Source organism: Streptomyces sp. NPDC053541 (assembly GCF_044544705.1).
GTDB lineage: Bacteria > Actinomycetota > Actinomycetes > Streptomycetales > Streptomycetaceae > Streptomyces.
Window position 1 is genome coordinate 55,451 of record NZ_JBITXM010000001.1, and the last position, 25,788, is coordinate 81,238.

The 25,788-nt window shown below is 72.4% G+C and carries 29 protein-coding genes; 17 read left to right on the forward strand and 12 right to left on the reverse strand.

Features of this window, described 5'->3' with window-relative positions; translation table 11 throughout:
- Positions 1-16: 16 nt before the first annotated feature.
- Positions 17-496 carry an HAD domain-containing protein gene (locus tag ACIGW2_RS00300; protein WP_399840370.1) on the forward strand — a complete coding sequence of 160 codons (480 nt, stop codon included), beginning with the start codon at positions 17-19 and terminating at the stop codon, positions 494-496.
- A 133-nt stretch (positions 497-629) separates the two neighbouring features.
- Entirely contained in the window at positions 630-974 is a 345-nt protein-coding gene (locus ACIGW2_RS00305) for a hypothetical protein (RefSeq protein WP_399840371.1), read from the forward strand.
- Between the two features lie 35 nt (positions 975-1,009).
- Here ACIGW2_RS00305 and ACIGW2_RS00310 read toward each other — a convergent pair whose 3' ends face one another.
- Positions 1,010-1,429: a VOC family protein gene (locus ACIGW2_RS00310; protein ID WP_356061568.1), complete on the reverse strand. Its 420-nt coding sequence runs from the start codon at positions 1,427-1,429 to the stop codon at positions 1,010-1,012.
- Positions 1,430-1,498: 69 nt separating this feature from the next.
- Positions 1,499-1,954, reverse strand: a complete 456-nt coding sequence (locus ACIGW2_RS00315) for a helix-turn-helix transcriptional regulator (RefSeq protein WP_399840910.1) — start codon at positions 1,952-1,954, stop codon at positions 1,499-1,501.
- 205 nt (positions 1,955-2,159) lie between these two features.
- Between ACIGW2_RS00315 and ACIGW2_RS00320 the strand changes: the two genes are divergently transcribed.
- Both ACIGW2_RS00320 and ACIGW2_RS00325 read left to right on the forward strand, forming a co-directional pair.
- Complete coding sequence (locus ACIGW2_RS00320) at positions 2,160-4,520, forward strand: ATP-binding cassette domain-containing protein (protein ID WP_399840373.1); 2,361 nt, start codon at positions 2,160-2,162, stop codon at positions 4,518-4,520.
- Positions 4,521-4,620: 100 nt separating this feature from the next.
- Positions 4,621-5,721, forward strand: coding sequence for a saccharopine dehydrogenase family protein (locus ACIGW2_RS00325; protein WP_399840374.1), 1,101 nt, complete (start codon positions 4,621-4,623; stop codon positions 5,719-5,721).
- Between the two features lie 84 nt (positions 5,722-5,805).
- Here the strand turns inward: ACIGW2_RS00325 and ACIGW2_RS00330 are convergent, their stop codons facing one another.
- On the reverse strand, positions 5,806-6,270 hold the full coding sequence (locus ACIGW2_RS00330; RefSeq protein WP_391652879.1) for a hypothetical protein: 465 nt from the start codon (positions 6,268-6,270) through the stop codon (positions 5,806-5,808).
- Complete coding sequence (locus ACIGW2_RS00335) at positions 6,267-6,722, reverse strand: DUF6228 family protein (protein ID WP_399840375.1); 456 nt, start codon at positions 6,720-6,722, stop codon at positions 6,267-6,269. The genes ACIGW2_RS00330 and ACIGW2_RS00335 overlap by 4 nt, the downstream gene beginning before the upstream one ends.
- Positions 6,723-6,874: 152 nt before the next feature.
- On the opposite strand from ACIGW2_RS00335, the gene ACIGW2_RS00340 reads away from it, so the two are divergent.
- From ACIGW2_RS00340 to ACIGW2_RS00350, 3 genes are all read left to right on the forward strand, one after another.
- Positions 6,875-7,309 (forward strand): helix-turn-helix domain-containing protein, encoded by a 435-nt coding sequence (locus ACIGW2_RS00340; RefSeq protein ID WP_399840377.1) that lies wholly within the window; start codon positions 6,875-6,877, stop codon positions 7,307-7,309.
- Between the two features lie 20 nt (positions 7,310-7,329).
- Positions 7,330-7,875, forward strand: a complete 546-nt coding sequence (locus tag ACIGW2_RS00345; RefSeq protein ID WP_399840379.1) for a hypothetical protein — start codon at positions 7,330-7,332, stop codon at positions 7,873-7,875.
- 94 nt (positions 7,876-7,969) lie between these two features.
- On the forward strand, positions 7,970-8,305 hold the full coding sequence (locus tag ACIGW2_RS00350; RefSeq protein ID WP_361587597.1) for a DUF2516 family protein: 336 nt from the start codon (positions 7,970-7,972) through the stop codon (positions 8,303-8,305).
- A 33-nt stretch (positions 8,306-8,338) separates the two neighbouring features.
- Here ACIGW2_RS00350 and ACIGW2_RS00355 read toward each other — a convergent pair whose 3' ends face one another.
- From ACIGW2_RS00355 to ACIGW2_RS00365, 3 genes are all read right to left on the reverse strand, one after another.
- Complete coding sequence (locus ACIGW2_RS00355; RefSeq protein ID WP_356061550.1) at positions 8,339-9,586, reverse strand: fused response regulator/phosphatase; 1,248 nt, start codon at positions 9,584-9,586, stop codon at positions 8,339-8,341.
- A gap of 370 nt (positions 9,587-9,956) precedes the next feature.
- Positions 9,957-11,015, reverse strand: a complete 1,059-nt coding sequence (locus ACIGW2_RS00360; RefSeq protein WP_356061547.1) for an NlpC/P60 family protein — start codon at positions 11,013-11,015, stop codon at positions 9,957-9,959.
- A 260-nt stretch (positions 11,016-11,275) separates the two neighbouring features.
- The gene (locus tag ACIGW2_RS00365; protein ID WP_391652875.1) at positions 11,276-12,088 is read right to left on the reverse strand and encodes a class I SAM-dependent methyltransferase; all 813 of its coding nucleotides are present in this window, start codon (positions 12,086-12,088) and stop codon (positions 11,276-11,278) included.
- A 170-nt stretch (positions 12,089-12,258) separates the two neighbouring features.
- Between ACIGW2_RS00365 and mshA the strand changes: the two genes are divergently transcribed.
- The 3 genes from mshA to ACIGW2_RS00380 all read left to right on the forward strand — a co-directional run bounded on the left by mshA (position 12,259) and on the right by ACIGW2_RS00380 (position 16,067).
- Positions 12,259-13,653, forward strand: coding sequence for a D-inositol-3-phosphate glycosyltransferase (gene mshA, locus ACIGW2_RS00370; protein WP_399840380.1), 1,395 nt, complete (start codon positions 12,259-12,261; stop codon positions 13,651-13,653).
- Positions 13,646-14,221 carry a YbjN domain-containing protein gene (locus tag ACIGW2_RS00375; protein WP_399840381.1) on the forward strand — a complete coding sequence of 192 codons (576 nt, stop codon included), beginning with the start codon at positions 13,646-13,648 and terminating at the stop codon, positions 14,219-14,221. Before mshA ends, ACIGW2_RS00375 begins: the two co-directional genes overlap by 8 nt.
- 100 nt (positions 14,222-14,321) lie before the next feature.
- A complete protein-coding gene (locus tag ACIGW2_RS00380; protein ID WP_399840382.1) occupies positions 14,322-16,067 on the forward strand; it encodes a glycosyl hydrolase family 28-related protein in 1,746 nt (581 codons plus the stop codon).
- On the opposite strand, the gene ACIGW2_RS00385 is transcribed toward ACIGW2_RS00380, so the two are convergent.
- The gene (locus ACIGW2_RS00385) at positions 16,054-17,436 is read right to left on the reverse strand and encodes an MDR family MFS transporter (RefSeq protein WP_399840383.1); all 1,383 of its coding nucleotides are present in this window, start codon (positions 17,434-17,436) and stop codon (positions 16,054-16,056) included. The two genes, ACIGW2_RS00380 and ACIGW2_RS00385, sit on opposite strands and share 14 nt — an antisense overlap.
- Before the next feature lie 117 nt (positions 17,437-17,553).
- Between ACIGW2_RS00385 and ACIGW2_RS00390 the strand changes: the two genes are divergently transcribed.
- Positions 17,554-18,312 (forward strand): phosphoglyceromutase, encoded by a 759-nt coding sequence (locus ACIGW2_RS00390; RefSeq protein WP_361587469.1) that lies wholly within the window; start codon positions 17,554-17,556, stop codon positions 18,310-18,312.
- Between the two features lie 292 nt (positions 18,313-18,604).
- Here the strand turns inward: ACIGW2_RS00390 and ACIGW2_RS00395 are convergent, their stop codons facing one another.
- The gene (locus ACIGW2_RS00395; RefSeq protein ID WP_391652870.1) at positions 18,605-18,793 is read right to left on the reverse strand and encodes a hypothetical protein; all 189 of its coding nucleotides are present in this window, start codon (positions 18,791-18,793) and stop codon (positions 18,605-18,607) included.
- A gap of 49 nt (positions 18,794-18,842) precedes the next feature.
- Here ACIGW2_RS00395 and ACIGW2_RS00400 point away from each other — a divergent pair, with 49 nt between their 5' ends.
- The 3 genes from ACIGW2_RS00400 (at position 18,843) to ACIGW2_RS00410 (ending at position 20,281) form a co-directional block, all read left to right on the forward strand.
- A complete protein-coding gene (locus ACIGW2_RS00400) occupies positions 18,843-19,208 on the forward strand; it encodes a hypothetical protein (RefSeq protein ID WP_361587461.1) in 366 nt (121 codons plus the stop codon).
- Positions 19,209-19,399: 191 nt separating this feature from the next.
- On the forward strand, positions 19,400-19,753 hold the full coding sequence (locus ACIGW2_RS00405) for a hypothetical protein (RefSeq protein ID WP_399840384.1): 354 nt from the start codon (positions 19,400-19,402) through the stop codon (positions 19,751-19,753).
- A 54-nt stretch (positions 19,754-19,807) separates the two neighbouring features.
- On the forward strand, positions 19,808-20,281 hold the full coding sequence (locus ACIGW2_RS00410; RefSeq protein WP_399840386.1) for a GNAT family N-acetyltransferase: 474 nt from the start codon (positions 19,808-19,810) through the stop codon (positions 20,279-20,281).
- 91 nt (positions 20,282-20,372) lie between these two features.
- On the opposite strand, the gene ACIGW2_RS00415 is transcribed toward ACIGW2_RS00410, so the two are convergent.
- Both ACIGW2_RS00415 and phoU read right to left on the reverse strand, forming a co-directional pair.
- Entirely contained in the window at positions 20,373-20,534 is a 162-nt protein-coding gene (locus tag ACIGW2_RS00415; RefSeq protein WP_361587455.1) for a hypothetical protein, read from the reverse strand.
- Between the two features lie 105 nt (positions 20,535-20,639).
- Positions 20,640-21,320 (reverse strand): phosphate signaling complex protein PhoU, encoded by a 681-nt coding sequence (phoU, locus tag ACIGW2_RS00420; protein WP_356061516.1) that lies wholly within the window; start codon positions 21,318-21,320, stop codon positions 20,640-20,642.
- A 374-nt stretch (positions 21,321-21,694) separates the two neighbouring features.
- Here phoU and ACIGW2_RS00425 point away from each other — a divergent pair, with 374 nt between their 5' ends.
- Entirely contained in the window at positions 21,695-22,987 is a 1,293-nt protein-coding gene (locus tag ACIGW2_RS00425) for a sensor histidine kinase (protein ID WP_391652867.1), read from the forward strand.
- Positions 22,984-23,664: a response regulator transcription factor gene (locus tag ACIGW2_RS00430; protein ID WP_116159717.1), complete on the forward strand. Its 681-nt coding sequence runs from the start codon at positions 22,984-22,986 to the stop codon at positions 23,662-23,664. Before ACIGW2_RS00425 ends, ACIGW2_RS00430 begins: the two co-directional genes overlap by 4 nt.
- Positions 23,665-23,898: 234 nt before the next feature.
- Here the strand turns inward: ACIGW2_RS00430 and ACIGW2_RS00435 are convergent, their stop codons facing one another.
- On the reverse strand, positions 23,899-24,558 hold the full coding sequence (locus tag ACIGW2_RS00435) for a DUF461 domain-containing protein (RefSeq protein ID WP_391652866.1): 660 nt from the start codon (positions 24,556-24,558) through the stop codon (positions 23,899-23,901).
- Between the two features lie 717 nt (positions 24,559-25,275).
- Between ACIGW2_RS00435 and ACIGW2_RS00440 the strand changes: the two genes are divergently transcribed.
- Positions 25,276-25,758, forward strand: a complete 483-nt coding sequence (locus ACIGW2_RS00440) for a CarD family transcriptional regulator (RefSeq protein ID WP_003953493.1) — start codon at positions 25,276-25,278, stop codon at positions 25,756-25,758.
- The last annotated feature ends 30 nt before the right edge of the window (positions 25,759-25,788 follow it).

The window sequence follows — 25,788 nt, forward strand, 5'->3', positions numbered from 1 at the left end:
GCGCGACGCTGGGTACATGCGCCCCCTGATCTTCCTCGACGTCGACGGCCCCCTCCTCCCCTTCGGCGGCCCGGGCCCCCACCCCTCGTACGCCCCGCACCCGGCGCCGGGCGCCCACCCGCTCCTCGACCGCGTCGACCCGGCACACGGCGCCCGGCTCGCCGCCCTCGGCGGTGATCCGGTCTGGGCGACCACCTGGGCCTCCGACGCCAACGAGGTCCTCGCCCCCCGCCTCGGCCTGCCGGCCCTGCCGGTGGTCGACTGGCCGGACGAGGACGCCCCCGAGGACGGCCTGCACTGGAAGACCCGGCCCCTCGCCGCCTGGGCCGCCGGGCGCCCGTACGTCTGGCTCGACGACGAGATCACCCCCGCCGACCGCACCTGGACCCACACCCACCACCCCGCGCCCACCCTCCTCCACCGCGTCGACCCGCGAACGGGCCTCACGGAGCAGGACTACACGGCGGTACGCCACTGGCTCGCCGGGCACGGCTGAGTAGCGGGGCGCCCGGGGGATGAGTGCCGATGCTCAGGTGGTGGCGTCGGGCCGGGGGCAGGATGAGGGCGTCCGGGGGAGCCACCCCGTACGCCCAGCCCGTTTTGACGTCCGCGCCGAAGGAGCCCGGCCCATGAACCCGCAGACCTACGCGCGGCTGTACGGAGCCGCCCGGCCGGCGTCCGGGGGACGGGGCACGGGGGTCGCGGTCGTGGCCGGTGTGGTCTGGGGGGTCGTGGTGCTGGTGCTCCACGGGTTCGGGCTGCTGGCCTTCGTGATGCTCGCCGGAGGTGAATCCGCCGGCGAGCTCCTGGTGCGGGCCGCGCCGGCCGGGGTGCCCGCCGTGGCGCTGCCGGCGGTCGTCGCCTGCACGCCCGCCGTGCGGCGGCTCACGGTGCCGGGACGGTTCCTCGTCACCGGCCTCGTGGCCCTCCCGGTCTTCCTCGGGCTCGCGCTGTGGGCCCTCGCGTCCGGCTGACCGGCTCGTCGAGGGCCCCGTGCCCGCGAGGAGGATCAGGCGCGCGGCTGGTTGAAGCGGAGCATGTTGCCCGCCGGGTCGCGGAAGGCGCAGTCGCGGACGCCGTACGGCTGGTCCATGGGCTCCTGGAGGACCTCGCCGCCCGCAGCGCGGACGCGCTCGAAGGTGGCGTCCACGTCGTCCGTGCGGAAGATGACCCCCCGCAGCATCCCCTTCGCGAGGAGCTCCGCGGCGGCCTGGCGGTCGGCGGCGGGGGCGTTCGGGTCGGCCAGCGGGGGCTCCAGGACGATCTCCACGTCCGGCTGGGTGGGGGAGCCGACGGTCACCCACCGCATGCCCTCGAAGGAGACGTCGTTGCGCACCTCCAGGCCGAGGGCGTCGCGGTAGAAGGCGAGCGCCTTGTCGTGGTCGTCGACGGCGATGAAGCACTGGGCGAGATTGATGGTGTTCGTCATGCCGACGACGCTACGAGGACGGCTCGCTTTCCGCTTCTCCGTTCCTGATCTGTTCTCCGCCCCCGCCCGTTACCCCTTCCCGGCCGGTTCGCCCTTCCCGGCCCGTTCTCCGTCCCCGGCCGGTTCTTCCTTCCCGACCCGTTCTCCCTCCCCCGCCGCCGCCTCCTCCGGAGGTCTCGCCCGCGTCGGGCGGGTCAGGAACTTCGCCACGCACGCCGGGATCGGCTCGCCCGCCTCGTGGTCGCGCGCCCGGTACGCACTCGGGCTCTCCCCGACCAGCTCCGTGAACCGCGTGCTGAACGACCCCAGCGACGTACACCCCACCGCGAAGCAGACCTCCGTCACGCTCAGGTCGCCCCGCCGCAGCAGCGCCTTCGCCCGCTCGACCCGGCGGGTCATGAGGTAGCTGTACGGCGTCTCCCCGTACGCGGCCCGGAAGCTGCGCTGGAAGTGCCCCGCCGACATCAGCGCGGCCCGCGCCAGGGCCGGCACGTCCAGCGGCTCCGCGTAGTCCCGGTCCATCATGTCCCGGGCCCGCCGCAGTCTGACCAGGTCATCGAGGGAGGGTGGTGGCGTCACAGGCCCCAGGATGGCACGCGACGCCCACCGGGGCCCGGAGTTGTCCACAGGCAGCAGGTTTTCCACAGGTGAGCAGGAATCGAGAAGCACGGCGCCGGGCCCGCGCCTAGCCTGGCTCCCAGGACACGACACGGGGCCGCAGGGAGAGACGATGACCAAGCCGCACGCCGCCGACAGCCACGATCTGATCCGCGTGCACGGCGCGCGGGAGAACAACCTGAAGGACGTCAGCATCGAGATCCCCAAGCGCCGCCTCACGGTGTTCACGGGCGTCTCGGGCTCCGGCAAGAGCTCCCTGGTCTTCGACACCATCGCCGCCGAGTCGCAGCGGCTGATCAACGAGACGTACAGCGCCTTCGTCCAGGGCTTCATGCCCTCCCTCGCCCGCCCCGAGGTCGACGTCCTCGACGGACTGACCACCGCCATCACCGTCGACCAGCAGCGGATGGGCGGCGACCCGCGCTCCACCGTCGGCACCGCCACCGACGCCAACGCGATGCTGCGGATCCTCTTCAGCCGCCTCGGCGAGCCGCACATCGGCGGCCCCAAGGCCTTCTCCTTCAACGTCGCCTCCATCAGCGGCGCCGGCGCCGTCTCGGTCGAGAAGGGCGGCCGTACGGTCAAGGAGAAGCGCACGTTCTCGATCACCGGCGGCATGTGCGCCCGCTGCGAGGGCCGCGGCACCGTCTCCGACATCGACCTCACCGCGCTGTACGACGACTCGAAGTCCCTCGCCGAGGGCGCGCTGACCATTCCCGGCTACACGATGGACGGGTGGTACGGGCGGATCTTCAGCGGCAGCGGCTACTTCGACATGGACAAGCCGATCCGCCGCTACACCAAGCGCGAGCTGAACGACCTGCTGTACCGCGAGCCCACCAAGATCAAGGTCGAGGGCATCAACCTCACCTACGAGGGCCTGATCCCCAAGCTCCAGAAGTCGATGCTGTCCAAGGACGTCGACTCCCTCCAGCCGCACGTCCGCGCCTTCGTGGAGCGCGCCGTCACCTTCACCACCTGCCCGGACTGCGAGGGCACCCGGCTCAACGAGGGGGCCCGCTCCTCGAAGATCGGCAAGGTGAGCATCGCCGACGCGTGCGCGATGCAGATCAGCGACCTCGCCGAGTGGGTGCGCGGCATCGACGAGCCCTCCGTGGCGCCGCTGCTCGCCACCCTCCAGCAGACCCTCGACTCCTTCGTGGAGATCGGCCTCGGCTATCTGGCGCTCGACCGGCCCTCCGGCACGCTGTCCGGCGGCGAGGCGCAGCGGGTCAAGATGATCCGGCACCTCGGCTCCTCGCTCACCGACGTCACCTACGTCTTCGACGAGCCGACCACCGGCCTGCACCCGCACGACATCCAGCGGATGAACGACCTGCTGCTGCGGCTGCGCGACAAGGGCAACACGGTCCTGGTGGTGGAGCACAAGCCGGAGACGATCGCGATCGCCGACCACGTGGTCGACCTCGGCCCGGGCGCCGGCTCGGCCGGTGGCAGCGTCTGCTTCGAGGGGACGGTGGCGGGGCTGCGCAAGAGCGGCACGGTCACCGGCCGGCACTTCGGCGACCGCGCCAAGATCAAGGACGAGGTGCGCACGCCCACCGGCGCCCTGGAGATCCGCGGCGCCCACGCCAACAACCTCCAGGACGTCGACGTCGACGTGCCGCTCGGGGTGCTGGCCGTGGTCACCGGTGTCGCCGGTTCCGGCAAGAGCTCCCTGGTGCACGGGTCGATTCCGGCCGGCGCGGGCGTCATCTCGGTCGACCAGGGCCCCATCCGAGGCTCGCGGCGCAGCAACCCCGCCACGTACACCGGGCTGCTCGAACCGATCCGCAAGGCCTTCGCCAAGGCCAACGGGGTCAAGCCGGCGCTGTTCAGCGCGAATTCGGAGGGCGCCTGCCCGACGTGCAACGGGGCCGGGGTGATCTACACCGACCTGGCGATGATGGCCGGGGTGGCGACGGTCTGCGAGGAGTGCGAGGGCAAGCGCTTCCAGGCCTCGGTGCTCGAATACCGCTTCGGCGGGCGGAACATCGCCGAGGTCCTGGAGATGTCGGTGGCCGATGCGGAGGAGTTCTTCGGCGCGGGCGAGGCCCGCACCCCGGCCGCGCACCGCATCCTGGAGCGCCTGGTCGACGTCGGCCTCGGCTACCTGACGGTGGGTCAGCCGCTGACCACGCTGTCGGGCGGCGAGCGCCAGCGCCTCAAGCTGGCCACGCACATGGGCGACAAGGGCGGGATCTACGTGCTGGACGAGCCGACCGCCGGCCTGCACCTCGCCGACGTCGAACAGCTCCTCGGCCTGCTCGACCGGCTCGTCGACTCCGGCAAGTCCGTCATCGTCGTCGAGCACCACCAGGCGGTCATGGCGCACGCCGACTGGATCATCGACCTGGGCCCGGGCGCCGGCCACGACGGCGGCCGGATCGTCTTCGAGGGCACCCCGGCCGACCTGGTCGCCGCCCGCTCCACCCTCACCGGCCGGCACCTGGCGGACTACGTGGGCGCGTGAGCGGAGCCTGAGCGCCGTCCGGCAGCCATGTCGGAATCTGTTCGGGTCACGTCGTTTCCGACACTCACGGCGGCGGGTCGGCGGTGGCCAGGATGGCGTCATGAGCGAAGCACACATCAGCGCAGAGAACCTGAGCGAAGAGCAGCGGACCGTGGTCGTGTACGGCGCGTACGGGCACACGGGCCGGTTCGTGGTGGCGGAGCTGCGGGAGCGCGGGTTCGCCCCGGTGCTCGCGGGCCGCGACGAGCGGAAGCTGAAGGAGCTGGCGGCGGAGTCGGGCGACGGGCTCCCGGTCCGGGCGGCCGCGGTCGACGAGCCGGAGGCGCTCGACCGGGCGCTGGCGGGCACGGCGGCCGTGATCAACTGCGCGGGCCCGTTCGCGACGACCGCCGCCCCGCTGGTCGAGGCGGCGCTGCGGGCCGGGATCCCGTACGTGGACGTGGCGGCGGAGATCGAGGCGAACGCCGACACCTTCGCCCGCTTCGACGAGCCGGCCCGGGCGGCGGGGACGGTCGTGCTGCCGGCGATGGCGTTCTACGGCGGTCTCGGCGACCTGCTGGTGACGGCGGCGATGGGGGAGTGGACGGAGGCGGACGAGGTACGGGTCGCGTACGGCCTGGACAGCTGGCACCCCACGGCGGGCACCCGCGCCGCCGGCGCCGCCTCGCGCGAGCGGCGCGGCGGCCGGCGCCTGGTGTTCACGGACGGGCGGCTCCAGCACCGGGACGGGACCCCGCCGACGCGCGAGTGGGGCTTTCCGGAGCCGCTGGGGCGGCGGGCGGTGATCGACGAGTTCACGATGGCGGACGTCGTCACGGTGCCGAGCCACCTCGCGGTCCGCGAGGTGCGCACCCTGATGACGGTGGAGGCGGCCGGTGACCTGGCCACCGCCGACACCCCGCCGCCGGTCCCGGACCCGGCCGACCCGGCGGGCCGCTCCGCGCAGCGCTTCCTGGTCGACGTGCGGGTCCGCGCGGGCGGGCAGGAGCGGCGGGCGGTGGCCTCCGGCCGGGACATCTACGCGGTGACGGCGCCGCTGGCGGTGGAGGCGGTCGCCCGCCTCCTCACGGACCCCGAGTCCGGCCGCCCGACGGCGGGCGTCCACGCGGCCGGCGCCCTCTTCGACGCGCCCGACTTCCTCCACGCGCTGGCGCCGCACCTCACCGTGCGCTTCGAGGCAGGATCGGTGGATGCCCCTTGACGTCCCCACCCTCCCGACCCGGTCCGGCCTCACCCTGCGCCCCTGGCACCTGACGGACGTCCCCAGCCTCGAACGGACTACATGTCACGGGGACGTCGGCGTCTGCCAGAGGCGTCTGAGGGCTTCGAGCTCGGTTCGGGGGAAGTGCTCGCCCCACTTGCCCCGGTAGGCGCTCTCGCCGTAGGTCTGTGCGACCGCGTCGAAGCAGCGGATCACGGCGCGGGCGAGCTGGTGGATGCCGAGCGGGCTCGACCAGACGTCGACTCCCCTGTTGTCGTGGTCGCGGCCGTCGCGCAGTTCGAGCACGCGGATCCAGGCGTGCTCGCCTTCGCGGTGGAAGATCCACCGGTAGGCGGTCGGCTCGGCCTCGAACTGGGCGCGGGTCTCCGCCTCACCGGCGACGAGGCGGGCCACCGCGGTCAGGAACTCCTCGGGTGCGCTGCTGATGCAGGACGCGGTGAGTTCGGCCTTCGCCCGGTGGTCCTCAAGGGTGCAGTCGGCCCATCCTGGCCCGGTCAGTCTCCAGGTGATGCGGAAGTCTGATGTCACGGCTGCTCCCCGGCGAGGAAGTTCCCGACGTTCGCCGCCAGGGAAGCCATCTGCTCGCCGGCCTCCAGCCAGGTGGTCACCGAGGCGTCCCAGCCGCCGGCGGCCTGGGGCCACGGCCGCAGGGTCCAGGTCAGTCCGACGTAGCCGCCGGATCGGAAGACGCCCGACACCGTCAGGTCTCGGTCGTCCGTTTGCCAGCTTCGTTCGCCGTCCCATCCCCGGTAGTCGGCGGCGAGCTCTTCCAAGAACGTGGTGAGGTCGTTGTCCCAGATCCAGGCGACGACCTCGTCGACCCGAGCGGTCAGGCCCGGAGCCCGCAGCTCGACGGCATAGTGCACGGAGTCCGCGTCGAAGCTGAATCGGTCGCAGAACGTCACGCCCACGGACGGGTTGTCCTGGCAGCGGATGGTCACGCTGGGTTCGTCGTCGAGGTGGCCGTCCGGGGAAGTCATGCGCGGAACGCTAGGCCAGTGCCGCCTTGAGCGTCATCCGGTTTCGGCGCCGGCCGGCGCCTTCCCGGGGCGGTCCGTGAGAGCCGGCGTGAGCGCGTAACTATTGCAAGCGGGTGCTTGCAATAGTTAGCGCAAGCTGGCATGGTCGGAGCATGGCTTCACTCAACGTCGGGAATCTCGGTGACTACCTCCGTGAGCAGCGGCGCAGTGCGCAGTTGTCACTGCGGCAGCTCGCCGAGGCGGCGGGGGTGTCGAATCCGTATCTGAGTCAGATCGAGCGGGGGCTGCGCAAGCCGAGTGCCGAGGTGTTGCAGCAGGTCGCCAAGGCGCTGCGGATCTCTGCCGAGACGCTGTACGTGCGGGCCGGGATCCTTGACGAGCAGGAGCGGGACGAGCTGGAGACGCGGGCCGTCATCCTGGCCGATCCGTCGATCAACGAGCGGCAGAAGCAGGTGCTGCTCCAGATCTACGACTCCTTCCGCAAGGAGAACGCCGCCGAGCAGCAAGCGCAGCAAGCAGAGCAGCAAGCACAGCAGCAGGCGGCCGATCGGCCGGCGCCGGCGCAGCCCACCGACACGCAGCACTGAACCTCCGGGAGGACCACACCATGGCCATCATCGACGAGCTCCGTACCCCCCTCTACTTCGCCGCCGGCGCCGCCGACCTCGCCGCGCAGCAGGCCAAGAAGGTGCCCGCGCTCATCGAGCAGCTGGCCGCCGACGCGCCCGCGCGCATCGAGGCCGTGCGCAACACGGACCCGAAGGCGGTGCAGGAGAAGGCGCAGGCGAAGTTCGCCGAGTTGGTCGGCGGTCTGGACACCGACCTGAAGAAGCTCGGGGAGCAGGCCCAGGACCTGGCCCTGCGCGGGGTCGGCGTCGCCGCCGAGTACGCCGTCAAGGCCCGCGAGAAGTACGAGGAGCTCGCCGCCCACGGCGAGGAGGCCGTGAAGGCCTGGCGCGGCGAGGCCGCCGAGGAGCTCACCGAGATCGCCGTCGTCGTCGAGCCCGACTCCGAGCCCGGCTCCGAGCCCGAGACGAAGGCTGAAGCGAAGGTGGAGGAGGCCGAGCCCGAGGCGAAGAAGGCGCCGGCCCGCAAGACCACCACCCGCAAGACGCCCGCCAAGAAGGCCGTCGCCGCCGAAAGCGGCGAGTAGTTCCCGGTCCGGGCACCAATCCCGGTGTCCGGAGCGTTGTACCGGGTACCTTGGCCGCGAGGCGCTCCACCCACACACCTAGGCGGTGCTCAGCATGTTGGCGAACGGCTTCGACTCGCTCCTGTCCCTGGTGACCTTCCTGGTCTTCACCGGCTTCGCCGTCGCCGCGTTCGCCTTCGCCGCCGCGGCGCGCGAGGACGCGTACCGCGCGGCGGACAAGCAGACCAAGAAGTTCTGGCTGATCCTGCTCGGCATCAACCTGCTGCTCAACCTGCTCCTGCCGATGCTGTTCCTGCAGATCGCCGGGCTCATCGCCGCCATCGTCTTCATGGTCGACGTGCGGCCGGCCCTCCGCCAGGTCTCCGGCGGCGGCCGCCGCGGCGGCTCCAGCAGCGACGGCCCGTACGGCCCCTACAACGGCGGCCGGTAACCCAGAAGACGGCTCACCCGAGGCCCGGGCGGCTCACGCCCGGGCCTTGTCCCGTTCCAGGGCCAGGACCGCCACGTCGTCCGTCAGCTCGCCGCCGTTCAGCGTGCGCACCTCCGTCACCGCCGCGTCGAGGAGTTCCTCGCCGCGCAGCCCGGCCGCCAGCTGCCGGTTGATCATCTCGACCATGCCGTCCTGGCCGAGCCGCGGCGAGCCCGGCCCCGCCGAGCGGCCCTCGATCAGGCCGTCGGTGTACATCAGCAGGCTCCAGGAACCGCCCAGCTCCACCTGCCGGCGCGGCCAGCGGGCGCGCGGCAGCAGGCCCAGGGCCGGGCCCCCGTCCTCGTACGGCAGCAGCTCCGCCACCCGCCCGTGCCGGGCGATCAGCGGCGAGGGGTGGCCCGCCAGGCACAGTCCGGCGCGGCGGCCGTCCGCCGAGATGTCGACCGTGCACAGGGTCGCGAAGATCTCGTCGCTCTCCCGCTCGTGCTCCAGCACCTGCTGGAGCGTGGAGAGCAGCTCGTCCCCGCACAGCCCCGCGAAGGTCAGCGCCCGCCAGGCGATCCGCAGCTCGACGCCGAGCGCGGCCTCGTCCGGGCCGTGGCCGCAGACGTCGCCGATCATCGCGTGGACGGTGCCGTCCGGGGTGCGCACGGTGTCGTAGAAGTCGCCGCCGAGCAGCGCGCGGGACCGGCCGGGCCGGTAGCGGGCCGCGAACCGCAGGTCGGAGCCCTCCAGGAGCGGGGTGGGCAGCAGCCCGCGCTCCAGCCGGGCGTTCTCCTGGGCGCGCAGCCGGGACTCGGCGAGCTTGATCTTCACGACGTCGTTGCGCTTGCGCTCGACGGCGTAGCGGATGGCGCGGCTCAGCAGCCGCCCGTCCAGCTCCTCCTTGAAGAGGTGGTCCTGCGCCCCGACGCGTACCGCCTCGGCCGCGAGCTCCGCGTCCGCCGAGGCCGCGAGGGCCAGCACGGCGTGCCGCGGCGCGAGCCGCAGGATGTGCCGCAGCGGTGCGAGCAGGTCGTCCTCGGCCCCGCGGGGGGCGGGCAGGGCGAGGTCGACGAGGACGCAGTGCACGTCGTCGGTGAGCAGACGCTCGGCCTCGGTGAGGTTGCGGGCGGTGCGGATGCGGACCCGGGTCCCGGCCGCGTCGAGCAGCTCGGGTACGGCGAGGGCGCCGGCCGGGTCGTCCTCGACGACCAGGAGCGTGAGGTCGTGGGTGGTGCCGGGCGTTCCGGGTGCCGCGACGGGAGAATCGATTCTCTGGCGCGGTACGGGTACGGGCATCGGTCTGGGTTTCCTTCCCTCCCCCCGAGGGCCGGGCACCGACCATAGCGGTACGGCGGGGCGCAGCGGAATGGCGATCACCGAGTGAACCGGCACGGCGGTATGGCATATGCCACGGATGGGGAGGTAGTCGCCGCTCGGAGGCCCGGACGACGCCGCGCCGGGGCCTCGGGACGATGAGAAACGTCACTCCGGGCGAACGGCTCCGAGGCCCGTACGGCCGCCTCCCGAGGCCCGCACGAAGGCCCCGGGGCCCGTACGGACACCCCGAGGCGCGTACGAAGGCCCCGGGGCCCGTACGGACACCCCCGAGCCCCCGGGGCGCGCGCCCCAGGCCCCCAGGCCCCCGAGCCCCGCCCCCCGGGCGGCCTCACTCCGGGCGGACCACCCCGAGGATCTCCATCGAGCCCGCGCCCGCGATCGTCACGTTCCGGCCGGGGCGCGGGGCGTGCACGATGGCGCCGTTGCCCACGTACATCCCGATGTGGCTGGCGTCCTTGTAGTAGACGATCAGGTCGCCGGGGCGCATGTCCTTGATGTCCACCCTCGGCAGCAGGCGCCACTGCTCCTGCGAGGTGCGCGGGATCGGGCGGCCGGCCGCGGCCCAGGCGGACTGGGTGAGGCCGGAGCAGTCGTACGAGCCGGGGCCCTCGGCGCCCCACACGTACGGCTTGCCGATCTGCGCCGTCGCGAACTCCACCGCGCGCTTGCCGGCCGGGGTGGCCTTGTCGCTGAGGCCCTTGAGGACGCCCGAGTTGATCCAGGCGGTCTGCGCCTTGTACTGCTCCTGCTCCTCCAGGCGCAGCAGCTTCGCCCGCTCCTCGGCGGCGAGCTGCGACTCCAGCTTCTTCGCCGCCTCTATCTTGTCGTTGATCTCCTTCTTCGCCCGGGCCTGCTTGACCCGGTTGGCCTCCAGCTTGGTCCAGTTGAGGCTGGCGTCCTTGGCGTAGGCGGTCAGCTGGGCCTGGGTGCTCGTCATCTCGGCGAGCAGGTCCTTGGTGGCCTTGTGGCCCTCCTTGAGGCGGGCCGCGTTGTCGAGGAAGAGCTGCGGGTCGTCGGTGAGGACGAACTGGGCGCCGTCCGGCAGTCCGCCGTTGCGGTACTGCGCGCGGGCCGCGGCGCCGGCCCGGGCCTTGAGGTCCTCGATCCGCTCCTGGCCCGCCACGATCTGCCGGGCGAGCTGCACGATCTCGTCGGACTGCTCCTTGGCCTTCTCCTCGGCCAGGTTGTACGCGTCGGTGGCGGCGGCCGCCTGGCGGTAGAGCCCGTCGATCTCCTTGCGGACCTCTTCGAGGGTCTTCTTCGGCAGCGCGGGCGGCCCGGGCGGGAGCGGGGCGGCGGCGGCCTGGAGGCTGAGCGCGGGTGAGGCAAGCACCGTCAGGGCGCAGACCACGGTGAGCGTGGCAAGGGCGTGGCGGCGTCGGTTCACTGGCTCCCCCTCAGGACACCGAATCTGAAGCTGTGGTCGATAGCTGTGGTCGATGCCGGTAGCCGGCACCCCATCTGATTTACCGTCAGTAACTTAACGGTGACCTTGGCGATAGTGCCATGCCGGACCGGAAAGCAACAGGGGAAAGCCGGGCCTGTCGGGTCACTTCCCCCCACGGTGGACGAGCGCCGCGCCGGGCGCGTTCCCCACCCTGGCCAATTTCAGGGGGAGTTCACCTCCGGCCCGGAGGTGAACCGGAGTCATCCCGTACGGGGCGCCAGCGCGTCCCAGCGCACGCTCACCTCGCCCTGGCGCCAGCGCCGCGGGCCGTCGGTGAGCGGCCAGTCCGCAGCCAGGTCGCGGACCGAGCGGATCCAGCGCTGCCGGGCGCCGAGCGAGGCGAAGGGCGCGGCGGCGGCCCAGGCCCGGTCGAAGTCGCGGAGGAAGGCGTGCACCGGCTCGCCGGGCACGTTCCGGTGGATCAGCGCCTTGGGCAGCCGCTCGGCGAGGTCGGAGGGGCGGTCGAGCGAGCCGAGGCGGGTCGCGAAGGTCACCGTGCGCGGGCCGGAGCGGTCGAGCGCGACCCACACGTGCCGGCGCCCGATCTCGTCGCAGGTGCCCTCGACGAGCAGCCCGCCCGGCGCGAGCCGCCCGCACAGGCGCTCCCAGACGGCGGCGACCTGCTCCTCGTCGTACTGCCGCAGCACGTTCGCGGCCCGGATCAGCGCGATCTCGCCCGGCACCGGCACCTCGAAGCCGCCGTGCCGGAAGGTCAGCCCCTCCCGCTCGTAGGGCCGGGCCGCCTCGACCCGGGCCGGCTCGATCTCGACCCCGAAGACCAGGGTGCGCGGATCGGCCGTGCGCAGCCGCCCGAGCAGCTCGACGGCGGTCCACGGCGCGGCCCCGTAGCCGAGGTCGACGGCGACCGGTGCCGCGTCGGAGCGCCGCAGCGCGGGCCCGTGCACGGCCGCGATCCACCGGTCCTGGCGCCGCAGCCGGTTCGGGTTGGTGGTCCCGCGCGTCACCGTTCCGACGGGGCGGACGGCGGCGTGAGCGGTGGTGCGGCGGGCCATGTCACGAGCGTAAGGGGTGTCGGGCGGCACCCCGGGCCGTAATGAATTGGCAAAGCGAGTGCCCGGGGGGAAATGAAAGCGGGCATTCCGGTGTTCTGGAGGCCGGTGGGTGTTCCGCACCCTCCCTCTGCCATGCCCGACAGCGGAACCACAGCGGAAGGACCGCCGACGTGAGCCAGTACGTGTCCCGGTTCGCCGGCACCCTGGCGACGCAGTCCCGGCTCCGGCTTCCCGGCCGGCACCGCGGGCCGCGCCGGGTGGCCATGCTCAGTGTGCACACCTCTCCGCTGCACCAGCCGGGCACCGGCGACGCGGGCGGGATGAACGTCTACATCGTGGAGCTGGCCAAGCGGCTCGCCGCGATCAACGTCGAGGTGGAGATCTTCACCCGGGCCACCACCGGCGGTCTCTCGCCCGTCGTGGAGCTCGCGCCCGGTGTGCTCGTACGGCACGTGGACGCCGGTCCGTACGAGGGGCTGGCCAAGGAGGAGCTGCCGGCGCAGCTGTGCGCCTTCACGCACGGCGTGATGCAGGCCTGGGCGGGGCACCGGTCCGGCCACTACGACCTGGTGCACTCCCACTACTGGCTCTCCGGCCACGTCGGCTGGCTCGCCGCCGAGCGCTGGGGCGTCCCGCTCGTCCACACCATGCACACCATGGCCAAGGTCAAGAACTCGGCGCTCGCGGAGGGCGACACCCCCGAGCCGGCCGCCCGCGTGATCGGCGAGACCCAGATAGTGGAGGCCGCCGACCGGCTCATCGCCAACACGGCCGAGGAGGCCGACGAGCTGTCCCGCTTCTACGACGCCGATCCGGCCAAGGTCGCCGTCGTGCACCCCGGGGTCAACCTGGACCACTTCCGCCCCGCCGACGGCCGGGCCGCCGCCCGCGCCCGGCTCGGCCTGCCGCAGGACGCCTTCGTCCCCGCCTTCGCCGGCCGCATCCAGCCGCTCAAGGCCCCCGACATACTCCTGCGCGCCGCCGCGATCCTGGTGGACCGCGACCCCTCGCTGCGCTCCCGGATGGTGGTGCCGGTGGTCGGCGGCCCCAGCGGCAGCGGCCTGGCCAAGCCGGAGGGGCTGCAGAAGCTCGCCGCCAAGCTGGGCATCTCCGACATCGTGCGCTTCCACCCGCCGGTCGGGCAGGACCGGCTCGCCGACTGGTTCCGGGCCGCGAGCGTGCTGGTCGTGCCCTCGTACAGCGAGTCCTTCGGCCTGGTCGCCATCGAGGCCCAGGCGGCCGGCACCCCGGTCGTCGCGGCCGCGGTGGGCGGGCTGCCGGTGGCCGTACGGGACGGCGCGACCGGCTTCCTGGTGCCGGGCCACGACCCGGTGGACTACGCCCGGGCCCTGGAGCGGTTCGTCGCCGATCCGCCGCTGTCCGAGCGGATGGGCGCGGCGGCGGCCCGGCACGCCGGTTCCTTCGGCTGGGACACGGCGGCCTCGGCGACGGCGGACGTGTACACGGCCGCGATGCACGACCACCGGGCGCGCCACGACCACGGGCTGCGCGAGCTCCGCGAACTGCGCGAGCACCGGCGTCGCGTACGCTCGCACCATGTCTGAGGCAGCAGGGGCAGCAGGGGCAGCAGAGGCGGCGGTGGCGGCAGGGGCGGCAGAGTCGGCCGTGGGCGCGGCGGGGCCGGGCGACGTCCGGCGGATCGTCGAGGACACCTTCACGGACGCGGAACTGGAGTGGGAGTCCCCCGAACCGGGCTCCTACGTGGTCAAGCTGCCCGGCACGCGCAAGCTGTTCACCACCCTCTCGCTGCGCGTGGGACGCCACTCGCTCTCGCTGAACGCCTTCGTCATCCGGCACCCGGACGAGAACGAGGCCGGTGTGCACCGCTGGCTGCTCGAACGCAATCTGCGCCTGTACGGGGTGAGTTACGCGGTCGACCCGCTCGGCGACATCTACCTCGCCGGCAAGCTCCCGCTCGCGGCCGTCACCCCGGAGGAGCTGGACCGGCTCCTCGGGTCCGTCCTGGAGGCGGCCGACGGCGACTTCAACACGCTCCTGGAGCTGGGCTTCGCGACGGCGATCCGCCGCGAGTACGCGTGGCGGGTGTCCCGCGGGGAGTCGACCCGCAACCTCGACGCGTTCAAGAACCTGACCCAGAAGCCGGCGAACTAAGCCCTTTTCGTACGGGCCCTTCCGGTGAGGGCCCGGCCCTGCCATGCTCTCGGCCATCGCAAATCTGAACACCGTTCATATACGTGAAGGGGTCAGGTTCATGGCACTCGGCAGGCTCAGCAGAAGGCAGTTCGTCGGCGGCGCGATCGGGGTGGCCGCGGCGGCGGCCACGACCGCGACCACCACGGGATTCACCACTACGGGAATCACGACCACCACGGGAATCACGACCGCCACCGGAATCACGACCGCCACGGGATTCACCACCCCCGAACCCTCCTCCCTCTGGGCGGAGTACGCCGCCGCCCCCTACACCCACCCCCAGATCCCCTACGTGGGATCCGCCGGCGCACACGGGGGCGCCGCCCGGCTCCCGCGCCCGCCGGTCGTCACGGACGTCCTCGCCCACGGGGCCACCCCCGACGGCTCCACCGACTCGGCGCCCGCCTTCAACCGCGCCCTCGCCGCGGCCGGGGAGCGGGGCGGCGGCACCGTGCTCGTGCCGCCCGGCACGTACCGGCTCGACGGCTACGTGCACATCGGCGACAGCGGCGTCGTGCTGCGCGGCGCGGGCTCCGGCCGTACGACCCTGCGCGCCACCCGCAGCCTCACCTCCCTGATCGGCCCCTACGGGTCCCGCTACGGCGGCGACAAGTCCGCCTGGTCCTGGGCCGGCGGCCTGATCTGGCTGTCGCCGCGCGCCCGGCACGCCTCCCTGCTCGCCGCGATACGGGAGCGGGCCTGGCCCTTCGAGGGCTGGACCGGCAACCGGCGCGACGCCTGGACCACCCTGACCGCCGTCCGCCCCGCCCGGCGCGGCGACCGCGCCGTCACCGTCGAGGACCCGGCCGCGCTCCACCGCGGACGGTTCGTGATCCTCCGGCTCGCCGACGACGCCGACCACACCCTCCTGGAGCACATGGCGGGCGGCGGCCCCGGCCCCGAGGCGTACCCCTGGGCCGAGAAGACCAAGCTGACCAGCTACGTCCCCTACGAGTGGCCCGTACGGATCACCCGCGTCGAAGGCCGCCGGGTACACCTCGAACGCCCGCTGCCGCTCGACCTGCGCCCCGAGTGGGACCCCCGGCTCGTCTCCGGGACCACCCCGATCACCGGCTCGGGGGTCACCGGCCTGACCCTGGAGGCGCCCCTGATCCCGCAGTCCCCGCACCTGCTGGACCAGGGCTTCAACGGCGTCACCTTCCAGTGCGCGTACGACTGCTGGGCCGAGGACGTGGTCGTCCGGCACGTCGACAACGGCTTCGGGCTCGTCGCCGCCTCCGCCTGCACCCTGCGCCGCACCGCCGTCGAGGGGCGCGGCGCCCACCACCCGTACTTCTGCCGGGAGGGCGCGCACGACAACCTCGTCGAGGACTTCCGGATCGCGGCGCGCAGCGTGCCCGCCGCGCCCGGCACCCAGCTGCACGGCATCAACGTCGAGGGCCTGTCCAGCCACAACGTGTGGTCGCGCGGGGTGATGGAGACCGGCACCTTCGACACCCACCGGGGCATGCCCTTCGCCAACGTGCGCACCGAGATCACCGTCGAGAACGACGGCCGGCACGGCGGCGACGCCTCCGCGGGCCCGCTCTACGGCGCCCGGTTCGCGCACTGGAACGTGACGGTCACCAACGGCCGGGCGGGCCTGGTGAAGCTGGACGGGATCGCCCCGTACAGCGCGACCGTCGGCATCAGCGAGGTGCGGGAGTTCGACCAGATCGACGTGCCGGACTTCGCGGGCGAGCTCCACACGCGCGTGGAGGCGTACGGCGCGCCCGGCGCCGTACGCCCCCGGAACCTCTACGAGGCGCAGAAGCGGTTCAGGGCGGGGCTCAGGAGGAGCTGACCTTCGCGGCGGCCCCGGTGGCGGGCCCGGCGGCGGACCCAGTGGCGGCCCCGGTGGCGGGCTCCGAGGCGGCGGTGGGTGCGGCCTCCTGGACCGCGACCCCTCGGATCGCCGCTTCCTGAACCGTGTCCTCCTGGACCGCGTCCTCCTCCGCGTCGGCGAGGGCGGTCCGCAGCCGCGTCTGGTAGCCGAGGGCGGCGATGCCGCCGATCACGGCGCAGGCGATCCACAGCACGTCCGGGCCGGGCCCGTCCACGATCCAGCCGGCCAGGATCGGCGCGACGAAACCGGCCACCGCCCAGGACATGCCCATCACGCCCTGGTAGCGGCCGCGGGCGTGCTCGGGCGCGAGCCGGGCGGTGGCGGCGGCGTTCGTCGGGACGTGCACCATCTCGCCGATGGTCCAGACGACGACGGTCGCGGCGAAGGCGACGGAGCTGCCGGCCAGCGCGGTGGCGCCGGTGCCGACGGCGAAGAGGAGCGAGGAGACCGTCAGCAGGAGCACCGGGGAGCGCTTGTCGGTGACCTTGTTGACCAGCAGCTGGAAGCCCACGATGACGATGCCGTTGACGGCGATGACCGCGCCGTACGCGGAGGGCTTCAGGCCCTCGCCGGTCATGGTGAGCGGCAGACCGATCCAGGGGGCGGTGAAGACCAGGCAGACGAGCAGGTTGAGGGCCACCAGCGTGCGGAAGGGCGCGTCGCGCAGCACGGTGAGGACGCTGACCTTCTCCTCGGCGACGGCCTTGCCGGTGCTCTCGTCGACGGCCGCGGCCGGCCGGGTCTCCGGCAGGCGGAGGAAGACGATCAGGGCGCAGAGCGCGGTGGCGGCGGCGTCGACGAGGAAGAGGGTGCGGTAGCCGAGGACGATCGCGACGCCGCCGCCGATGGCGGCGATGGCGAAGCCGAGGTTGAGCGCCCAGTAGTTGAGCGCGTAGGCGCGGCGCAGCTCGTGGGCCGGGACCATGTCGGCGATGGTGGCGTTGATGGACGGCCGGACGCCCTGCATGGCGACGCCCATGAGGAGGACGACGAGGGCGATGCCCCAGGCGCTGGTGACCACGGCGAGCAGCACGGCGCAGCTCGCGGCCGCGAGGTGCATGGTGACCATGGTGGGGCGGCGGCCCCAGCGGTCGGTGAGCATGCCGCCGAGCGGGGAGCCGGCGACACCGCCGAGGCCGTGCAGGGCGACGACGAGTCCGGCGAACCAGGCGGAGTGCCCGAGTTCCTGGGTGAGGTAGAGGGAGAGGAAGGTGAGGACGAAGGCCCCGGTCCGGTTGACCAGGGTCGACAGCCAGAGCCACCAGAACCCGCCGGGGAGTCCCGAGACGGTGGCGCGCGCTGAGCGTCTGAGCGAGTCGATGGTCACGGAGCAGCCCCCTGGTAAGTCCCTCTGGCAGTGCTCGTAACTTACGAATCTCATACGCCGGACGCCAGTGAATTGACGGTGCGCGTCAATCGACGGGTGTCGTCTAGGCTCGGACACATGGCCGACGCACCGTACAAGCTGATCCTCCTCCGCCACGGCGAGAGCGAATGGAACGCGAAGAACCTGTTCACCGGCTGGGTGGACGTCAACCTCACCGAGAAGGGCGAGAAGGAGGCGGTCCGCGGCGGTGAGCTGCTGAAGGACGCCGGTCTGCTGCCCGACGTGCTGCACACCTCGCTGCAGAAGCGCGCCATCCGCACGGCGCAGCTCGCCCTTGAGGCCGCCGACCGCCACTGGATCCCGGTCCACCGCTCGTGGCGCCTGAACGAGCGCCACTACGGCGCGCTGCAGGGCAAGGACAAGGCGCAGACCCTCGCCGAGTTCGGCGAGGAGCAGTTCATGCTGTGGCGCCGCTCGTACGACACCCCGCCGCCGCCGCTCGCCGACGACGCCGAGTACTCCCAGGCCGGCGACGCCCGCTACGCGACGATCCCGCCGGAGCTGCGCCCGCAGACCGAGTGCCTGAAGGACGTCGTGGAGCGGATGCTCCCGTACTGGTACGACGGCATCGTCCCCGACCTCCTGGCCGGCCGCACGGTCCTGATCGCCGCCCACGGCAACAGCCTGCGCGCCCTGGTGAAGCACCTCGACGGCATCTCGGACGCCGACATCGCGGGCCTCAACATCCCCACGGGCATCCCGCTGGTCTACGAGCTCGACGAGAACTTCAAGCCGGTCAACCCGGGCGGCACCTACCTGGACCCGGAGGCCGCGGCGGCGGCGATCGAGGCCGTGAAGAACCAGGGCAAGAAGTAGCCTTCCCTCCCGTCTCGGGTGACGCGAGAGCCCCTGCCCCGCCGGTTTCCGGTGGGGCAGGGGCTCTTTCGTCGGGGTGGCGTTCGGGTCGCGTGACGGGGATGTACCGGGTGTGCGACAGAGTGTGGCCGGATCTCGTCGGTGGGGGTGGGGGGTTGCTACGTTCCGGGGCGGGATGCGGCTTTGGGTGGCCGCCGTCACAAAAGGGGGAGTCCCGGATGAACATCACGCGCTTCAGATCCGCCGCCGTCGCGCTCGCAGGGGTCGCCCTGGTCGCCGCGCTCACGGGGTGTCAGAAGGGGGACGCGGCGGCGCCCGCTCCGGCGGGTCCGGGTGGGCCGACCACCGCGGCGCCCACGAAGGCGCCGGCTTCGAAGGCGCCCGCCTCGGACGCACCGGCTCCCGCCGCCACGCCCTCCGCCACCTCCGGGGCGAAGAAGACGTCGACGAGCAGCAAGAAGGGCACCAAGAAGAGCACCAAGAAGACCACGGGAACCGGGTCCGGGTCCGGGTCCGGGGCGCCCGGGTGTGTGACGAGTGCGCCGAACCCCGAGGCGTACGACCCCGACGAGTTCGCGCTCTACCGCATCGAGGAGTTGCCCGGAAGCACCGGCAAGGTCAACCTCGTCCTCCAGCACGGCGCCTGGGGCTGCGGCGAGCCCGACACCGACGGCGCGCCGTTCGTCGTCAGCGGCGAGGACAGCCGCTGGGCCCTCGACCAGGCCGCGTACGTCACCGCCACCAACCCCATCGTCGAGAGCACCGAGAACCAGCGGATCGGCGTCCAGGAGCTGATCGACTGGGTGAAGGCGCACCCGGACTCCGGTCTGGTCTTCCGTTACGAGACCGGCGAGGACGGCGCCATCCACCGCCTGGACCAGGTTTTCATGCCGTAACACCGCAACACCGCAACACCGCCCCGCGCGGGGGCCCGTGGGCCGGACGGGTGACACAGAAACCTTCCGGCTCGCGGGCGCGGCATGAGCGGCGTACGGGAAGCGGTAGAGCTCGGGGGAGCGGGTCGTCCCGCTCGGGTTCCGTCCGGTTCCGCCAGCCCGTATCCCCTCTCATGAAACGAGACCTTCCCGTGCGCCTTCGGCACACCCTCGCCGCCGCCTGCGGTGCCCTCGCCCTCACCGCGGCCCTCGCCACCCCCGCCCAGGCCGCCACCGGCGACTTCTCCTACCGCGTGACCGGCCTGAACGGTGCGCCCGTCGCCGTCACCCTGCACGACCCGGCCACCGAGGTCTGCGTCACCCTCCCCGAGGTGGCGGACCCGGGCGCCACGGAGCCGGCCTTCGCGCCGCACAACGACACCGACGAGTACGCGATGGTCTTCACCGAGCCCGACTGCACCGGCGACTCCTGGACCCTCCGCCCGCACGGCCGCCCGGCCACGGACCGCCTCAAGCTGCGCTCGGTGGTCTTCCTGCGCCCCTGACCCGGCCATTAATGGAGGCGCGGTGCCGGGCACGGATCGCCTAGCGTCCCCCGTATGAGTTCACCGCGCCTCGTGCCCGTCACCCCGGCCAACGTCGACGCCGCCCTCGCCCTGCGGGTCCACCCCCACCAGCAGGACAACGTCGCGCCCGTCGTCCGCTCGCTCGCGGAGGCGTACGCGTACGGGGAGACCGCCTGGCCACGGCTGATCGTCGACGGGGACCAGGACGAGCCGGTCGGCTTCGTCATGGCCTTCGTCGACATCCAGTGGGACGCCGAACGGGACCCGGACGACCGGCGCAGCGGCCTGTGGCGGCTGAACGTCGGCGCCGAGCACCAGGGCAAGGGGTACGGGCGCTTCGCCGTCGGCGCCGTGCGCGACGAGCTGCGGCGGCGCGGCGCCCGGCGGATGTACGTGAGCTGGCACCGGGGCGAGCACGGGCCCGGTGACTTCTACCGCCGGCTCGGCTTCCGCGAGACCGGCGAGTTGGCCGGCGACCAGGCCGTCGGCGTCCTCGACCTCATATAGCCGGACGCACCCGTGCAGCAGTGTGGGGCCCGCCGGTCGGCGGGCCCCACACCCGTGTCCTACGAGGAGCCGGTCCTACGAGGAGCCGGCCCTACGAGGAGCAGCCCCCGCACTGGCACGGCCCGCCGGACTGGCAGCCGCAGCCACAGCCGGAGCCGCAGCCGCAGGCGCCGAGGACGGGCAGGAACTCGGCGCCGCGCGGGGCCGCCGCAGGGTCCTGCGAGTGGTCGGTGATCGGAGCGGTCTCGGCCATGGGGTCCCTCCCTGAGAGGCGTACCTCGCCTCCCCCCATTGCATGCCCACCGCCCAGGGCGCATCAACGGCGCACTGTTGTGCGAGCGCCCGCACCCCTACGCGGTCACGCGCCCTCGACCGGCGCGTCCGCCTGCTGCAGCTCGTCCGCGTGCTCGCCCGTCACCAGGTACACCACGCGCTTGGCCACCGACACCGCGTGGTCGGCGAACCGCTCGTAGTAGCGGCCCAGCAGCGTCACGTCCACGGCGGTCTCGATGCCGTGCTTCCAGCGGTCGTCCATCAGGTGCTGGAAGAGCGTGCGGTGCAGCAGGTCCATCTCGTCGTCGTCCTGCTCCAGCTGCATCGCCAGGTCGACGTCCTTGGTGATGATCACCTCGGCGGCCTTCGCCATCAGGCGCTGCGCCAGCTGACCCATCTGGAGGATCGTCGCGTGCAGGTCGTTCGGCACGGCCCGGTCCGGGAAGCGCAGCCGGGTCAGCTTGGCCACGTGCTGGGCCAGGTCGCCCGAACGCTCCAGGTCGGCGCTCATCCGCAGCGAGGTCACCACGATCCGCAGGTCCGTCGCCACCGGCTGCTGCCGGGCGAGCAGAGCGATCGCCCGCGCCTCCAGGTCGTGCTGGAGGTCGTCGATCTTCTGGTCCGCGGCGATCACGCTCTCCGCGAGCTTCAGGTCGGCGTCCAGCATGGCCGTCGTGGCGCGCCCGATCGCCGACCCGACCAGGCGGGCCATCTCGACCAGGCCCTCGCCTATCGAGTCAAGTTCCTCGTGGTACGCGTCCCGCATCGATGTCCCTCTCTCTGCCTACCGGCCTCTGTCCGCCCTGCGGCGTCGCCCGCCTACTGGCGTCTGCCCATTGGCGTCTGCCTACCGGCGTCTGCCTCTCGGCGTCCGTCTACCGGCCTCTGTCCGATGGTCTCTGTCCACTGGCCATGCCTCTACGCATCGCACATCCCACGTTCGGCCCCCTACGCGTCCGGCACCAGCCCCCTCGGTGAATCACCACCGTCCCCCAGGTGAACTCTGGGCAACGCCCGCCACGGCTCCGACCGGGACAAATGAACCCGGCCCGTCCCCTCGGTGAACTCTGGGCGACGACTGTTCGAGCAGCCACTCGGACGGCTGGGAGAGTGTCATTCGTCCCGCATAACCTGGATGGCATGGACGTGAACGCGGCGGTCGCCGCATTGGCCGCGATCGCCGGCGTGTGCACCGGCGTGATCGCCATGCTGGCATTCCGCTGGAGCGAGCGCGACCAGGCGCGACCCACCCGTACCTCCCTGCACACCGATGCCGTGCTGCCGCCCGGCGTCGACACCGTGCTGTCCGTGCTGCGCTCCTCCGCGGTCGTCCTCGACGAGAGCGACTCGGTGGTCAAGGCCAGCTCGGCGGCTTACGCGCTCGGGCTGGTCCGGGGCGGGAAGCTGGCCGTGGAGCCCATGCTCAACATGGCCCGCGACACCCGCAGGGACGGGGAGATACGACAGGTCGAGCTGGACCTGCCCCGGCGCGGCACCGGGCGCGGCGAGGCCCTCGCCGTCTCCGCCCGGGTCGCCCCGCTGGGGTCCCGGCTCGTGCTCCTGCTCGTCGAGGACCTGACGGAGGCGCGGCGCATCGAAGCGGTGCGGCGCGACTTCGTGGCCAACGTGAGCCACGAGCTGAAGACCCCGACGGGCGCGCTCTCCCTGCTCTCCGAGGCGGTCATGGACGCCTCGGACGACCCCGAGGCGGTCACCCGCTTCGCGGGCCGGATGCAGATCGAGGCCACCCGCCTCACCAACCTCGTGCAGGAGCTCATCGACCTCTCACGGGTGCAGAACGACGATCCGCTGGAGGACTCCGAGCCGGTGCGGGTGGACGAGCTGGTCGCCGAGGCGATCGACCGTTCCCGGCACACCGCCTCCACCAAGCAGATCACCATGGTCTCCGGCGGCACGGCCGACCTGTCCGTCTGGGGCAGCCGGGGGCAGCTCGCCGCCGCCCTCGGCAACCTCGTGGAGAACGCCGTCAACTACTCGCCGGCCCGCACCCGGGTCGGCATCGCCGCCCGCCGGGTGGCGGCGCCCGGCGGCGACCTGATCGAGATAGCGGTGACCGACCAGGGCATCGGCATCTCGGAGAAGGACCGCGAGCGCATCTTCGAACGCTTCTACCGGGTCGACCCGGCCCGCTCCCGTGCCACCGGTGGTACGGGGCTCGGCCTGGCCATCGTCAAGCACGTGGCCGCTTCGCACGGTGGCGAGGTCACCGTGTGGAGCACCGAGGGCCAGGGCTCGACCTTCACCCTGCGGCTCCCCGAGGCGGGCGCCGCGCGGAACCGCCGATCCGACGAGGACGGGCCCGGCGCCGGAAGCGGCGGCGGGTTCGGCTCGGGCCACGGTGCCGCCTCCACCTCCTCCCCCACCCCCGATCTCATGACCGAACCACTTCCCGCCCCGGAGGTCCTTCCGTGACCCGTGTGCTTGTCGTCGAGGATGAGGAATCCTTCAGCGACGCCCTGTCGTACATGCTCCGCAAGGAGGGCTTCGAGGTCGCCGTCGCGGCGACCGGGCCCGACGGCCTCGACGAGTTCGAGCGCAACGGAGCGGATCTCGTCCTCCTCGACCTGATGCTGCCGGGTCTGCCCGGCACGGAGGTGTGCCGCCAGCTGCGGAGCCGCTCCAACGTCCCGGTGATCATGGTGACCGCCAAGGACAGCGAGATCGACAAGGTCGTCGGCCTGGAGATAGGAGCCGACGACTACGTGACGAAGCCCTTCTCCTCGCGGGAGCTGGTCGCCCGCATCCGCGCGGTGCTGCGCCGCCGCGGCGAGCCGGAGGAGGTCACCCCCGCCGCCCTGGAGGCCGGCCCGGTCCGCATGGACGTCGACCGCCACGTGGTCACCGTCGGCGGCGGCAAGGTCGACCTGCCGCTGAAGGAGTTCGACCTCCTGGAGATGCTGCTCCGCAACGCGGGCCGCGTCCTCACCCGCATGCAGCTCATCGACCGCGTCTGGGGCGCGGACTACGTCGGCGACACGAAGACCCTCGACGTCCACGTGAAGCGCCTCCGCGCCAAGATCGAGCCGGACCCGGGTGCGCCCAGGTATCTGGTGACGGTGCGCGGTCTGGGTTACAAGTTCGAGCCGTAGACCGCCCGGCCCCGGCCGGCCGCGGTTGCCGGGCGGAGCCCGGCGCAGCGTCCCGAAGCCTGTGAGGCCCCCTGGGGCCGAGCAGTGCGAGGGGCGCCGTGCGGGCAGGGGTTCGAGCCGTAGACCGCCCGGCCCGGCACCGGCCCCCGCCCCGGCGGCCGGGACGGTCTCAGGTACGGAAAGGGCGCCCCCTCCGAGGAGGGGGCGCCCTTCGCGTACGTGCGTGGGTGCGGGTCAGTGGCCGGCGGCCGCGTGGCTCGCCTCGCCCGAGGGGGTGGCCTCGCCGGACGGGGTGGCCGTGCCCGCGTGCGTGGGCTCGCCCGAGGGGGTCGCCTCGCCGGACGGGGTGGCCGTGGCGGAGGTGGTCGGGGCCTTCGGCATCTCGGCGGGGCCGAACTCCTTGAAGTAGCTGTGCGCCGGGACGACGAAGGCGCTCAGCGCCACGTCGCCGGTCTTGCTCAGCTTGAAGACGACCTTCTGCGCGTCGCCGTTCCTGGCCTCGCGCAGGCCGCCCTCGATCGTGGCGGAGGCGTTGCCCGGGCCGCCGATGACGACGGAGCCGCCGGCGGGGACGACGACCGGGCCGTCGCCCTTGGCCGCCTTGAGCTTCACGGTGCCGACGGTGCCCGGCAGGGTGACGGACTGGATCGTCTGCGGCGTGCGGCCGTTGTTGAAGACGGTGGCGGAGACGACCGCCGGACCGACCGCGCCCGGGTCGGGCTGGGTGATCACGAGGGCGTTCTGGATCTTGACGTCGTCGACCGTGACGGCGGCATTGTCCGGACGGATCTGGAGCGTCTGCGCGTCGTTGCCCGCACCACAGGCGGACAGGGCGGCGATCGAGATCACGACGGCGGTGGCGGCGAGGGCGCCGCGTCGAAGGCTGCGGCTCACGGCGGCGGCAACTCCTTGGACGAACGGACGGACTGGGAAAACGGCTAAAGGTGCGTCAGCGCGCTTAGGTTACCGAGCCGCACTCTCCGTCCCGCACCCGACCCGCCCCCTGCGTGCCCACTGCGTGCCCCGGCCACGCGCCCGGACCCATCCGGCGGCCCCTGCCGCGGTCCCTTCCGCGGCTCCTTCCGCGGTCCCTTCCGCGGCTCCTTCCGTGGCCCCTCCCGCGGCTCCTTCCGTGGTCCCTTCCGCTCCCCTCACTCCACCGTCGAGAACTCGCCGTCATGGCCTGATCACGATCCATTGACCCCCCGTTCACATAAGTGCCGTGATCAATTCGGCCGCCCGCTCCGGATTACCCGCCCTTACGTCGCCCCTTACACCGCCTCGATCATTCGAGAAACCGCAGTGATCAATTCGGGAATCCGTCCGTATGGGTGGTCGATCCTCGAACGGAGTACGTGAAGAGGGCCACATCGAACCCGGCAAACCCGGACATCAACCCTCCTCCGGGCGCCCTCCGGAGCCTGTAACGTGGGCGTTTCACTGTGTCCGCGCAGCCGCTCCGACCTGCGAATACCGCCTTCCGGAAGCCCGCCGCAGCACGCGGGCGACGCACTTGTCAAGCCCCGAGATATGCCCTGACCTGCGAAAACGCCATTCAGAAGAAGCCGTATCCGTGTTACCCTGGATAGCCACGGAAGGGGTACCTGTCACATGACGTTCAAGGTTGGCGACACCGTGGTCTATCCCCATCACGGGGCCGCGCTGATCGAGGCCATCGAAACTCGCCAGATCAAAGGCGTGGACAAGACCTACTTGGTGCTCAAGGTCGCGCAGGGCGACCTGACGGTGCGTGTGCCGGCGGACAATGCGGAGTTCGTCGGTGTTCGCGACGTGGTCGGTCAGGACGGGCTGGACCGGGTCTTCGAGGTGCTGCGCGCGCCGTACGCCGAGGAGCCGACCAACTGGTCCCGTCGCTACAAGGCAAACCTGGAGAAGCTCGCCTCCGGCGACGTCATCAAGGTTGCCGAAGTGGTGCGCGACCTGTGGCGTCGCGAGCGCGAGCGCGGTCTCTCCGCCGGTGAGAAGCGCATGCTCGCCAAGGCTCGCCAGATCCTGGTGAGCGAGCTGGCCCTCGCGGAGAACACCAACGAGGACAAGGCCGAGGCGCTCCTCGACGAGGTGCTCGCGTCCTGACGCCGGCTCCTGTCGCCTGAAGCAGCAGCC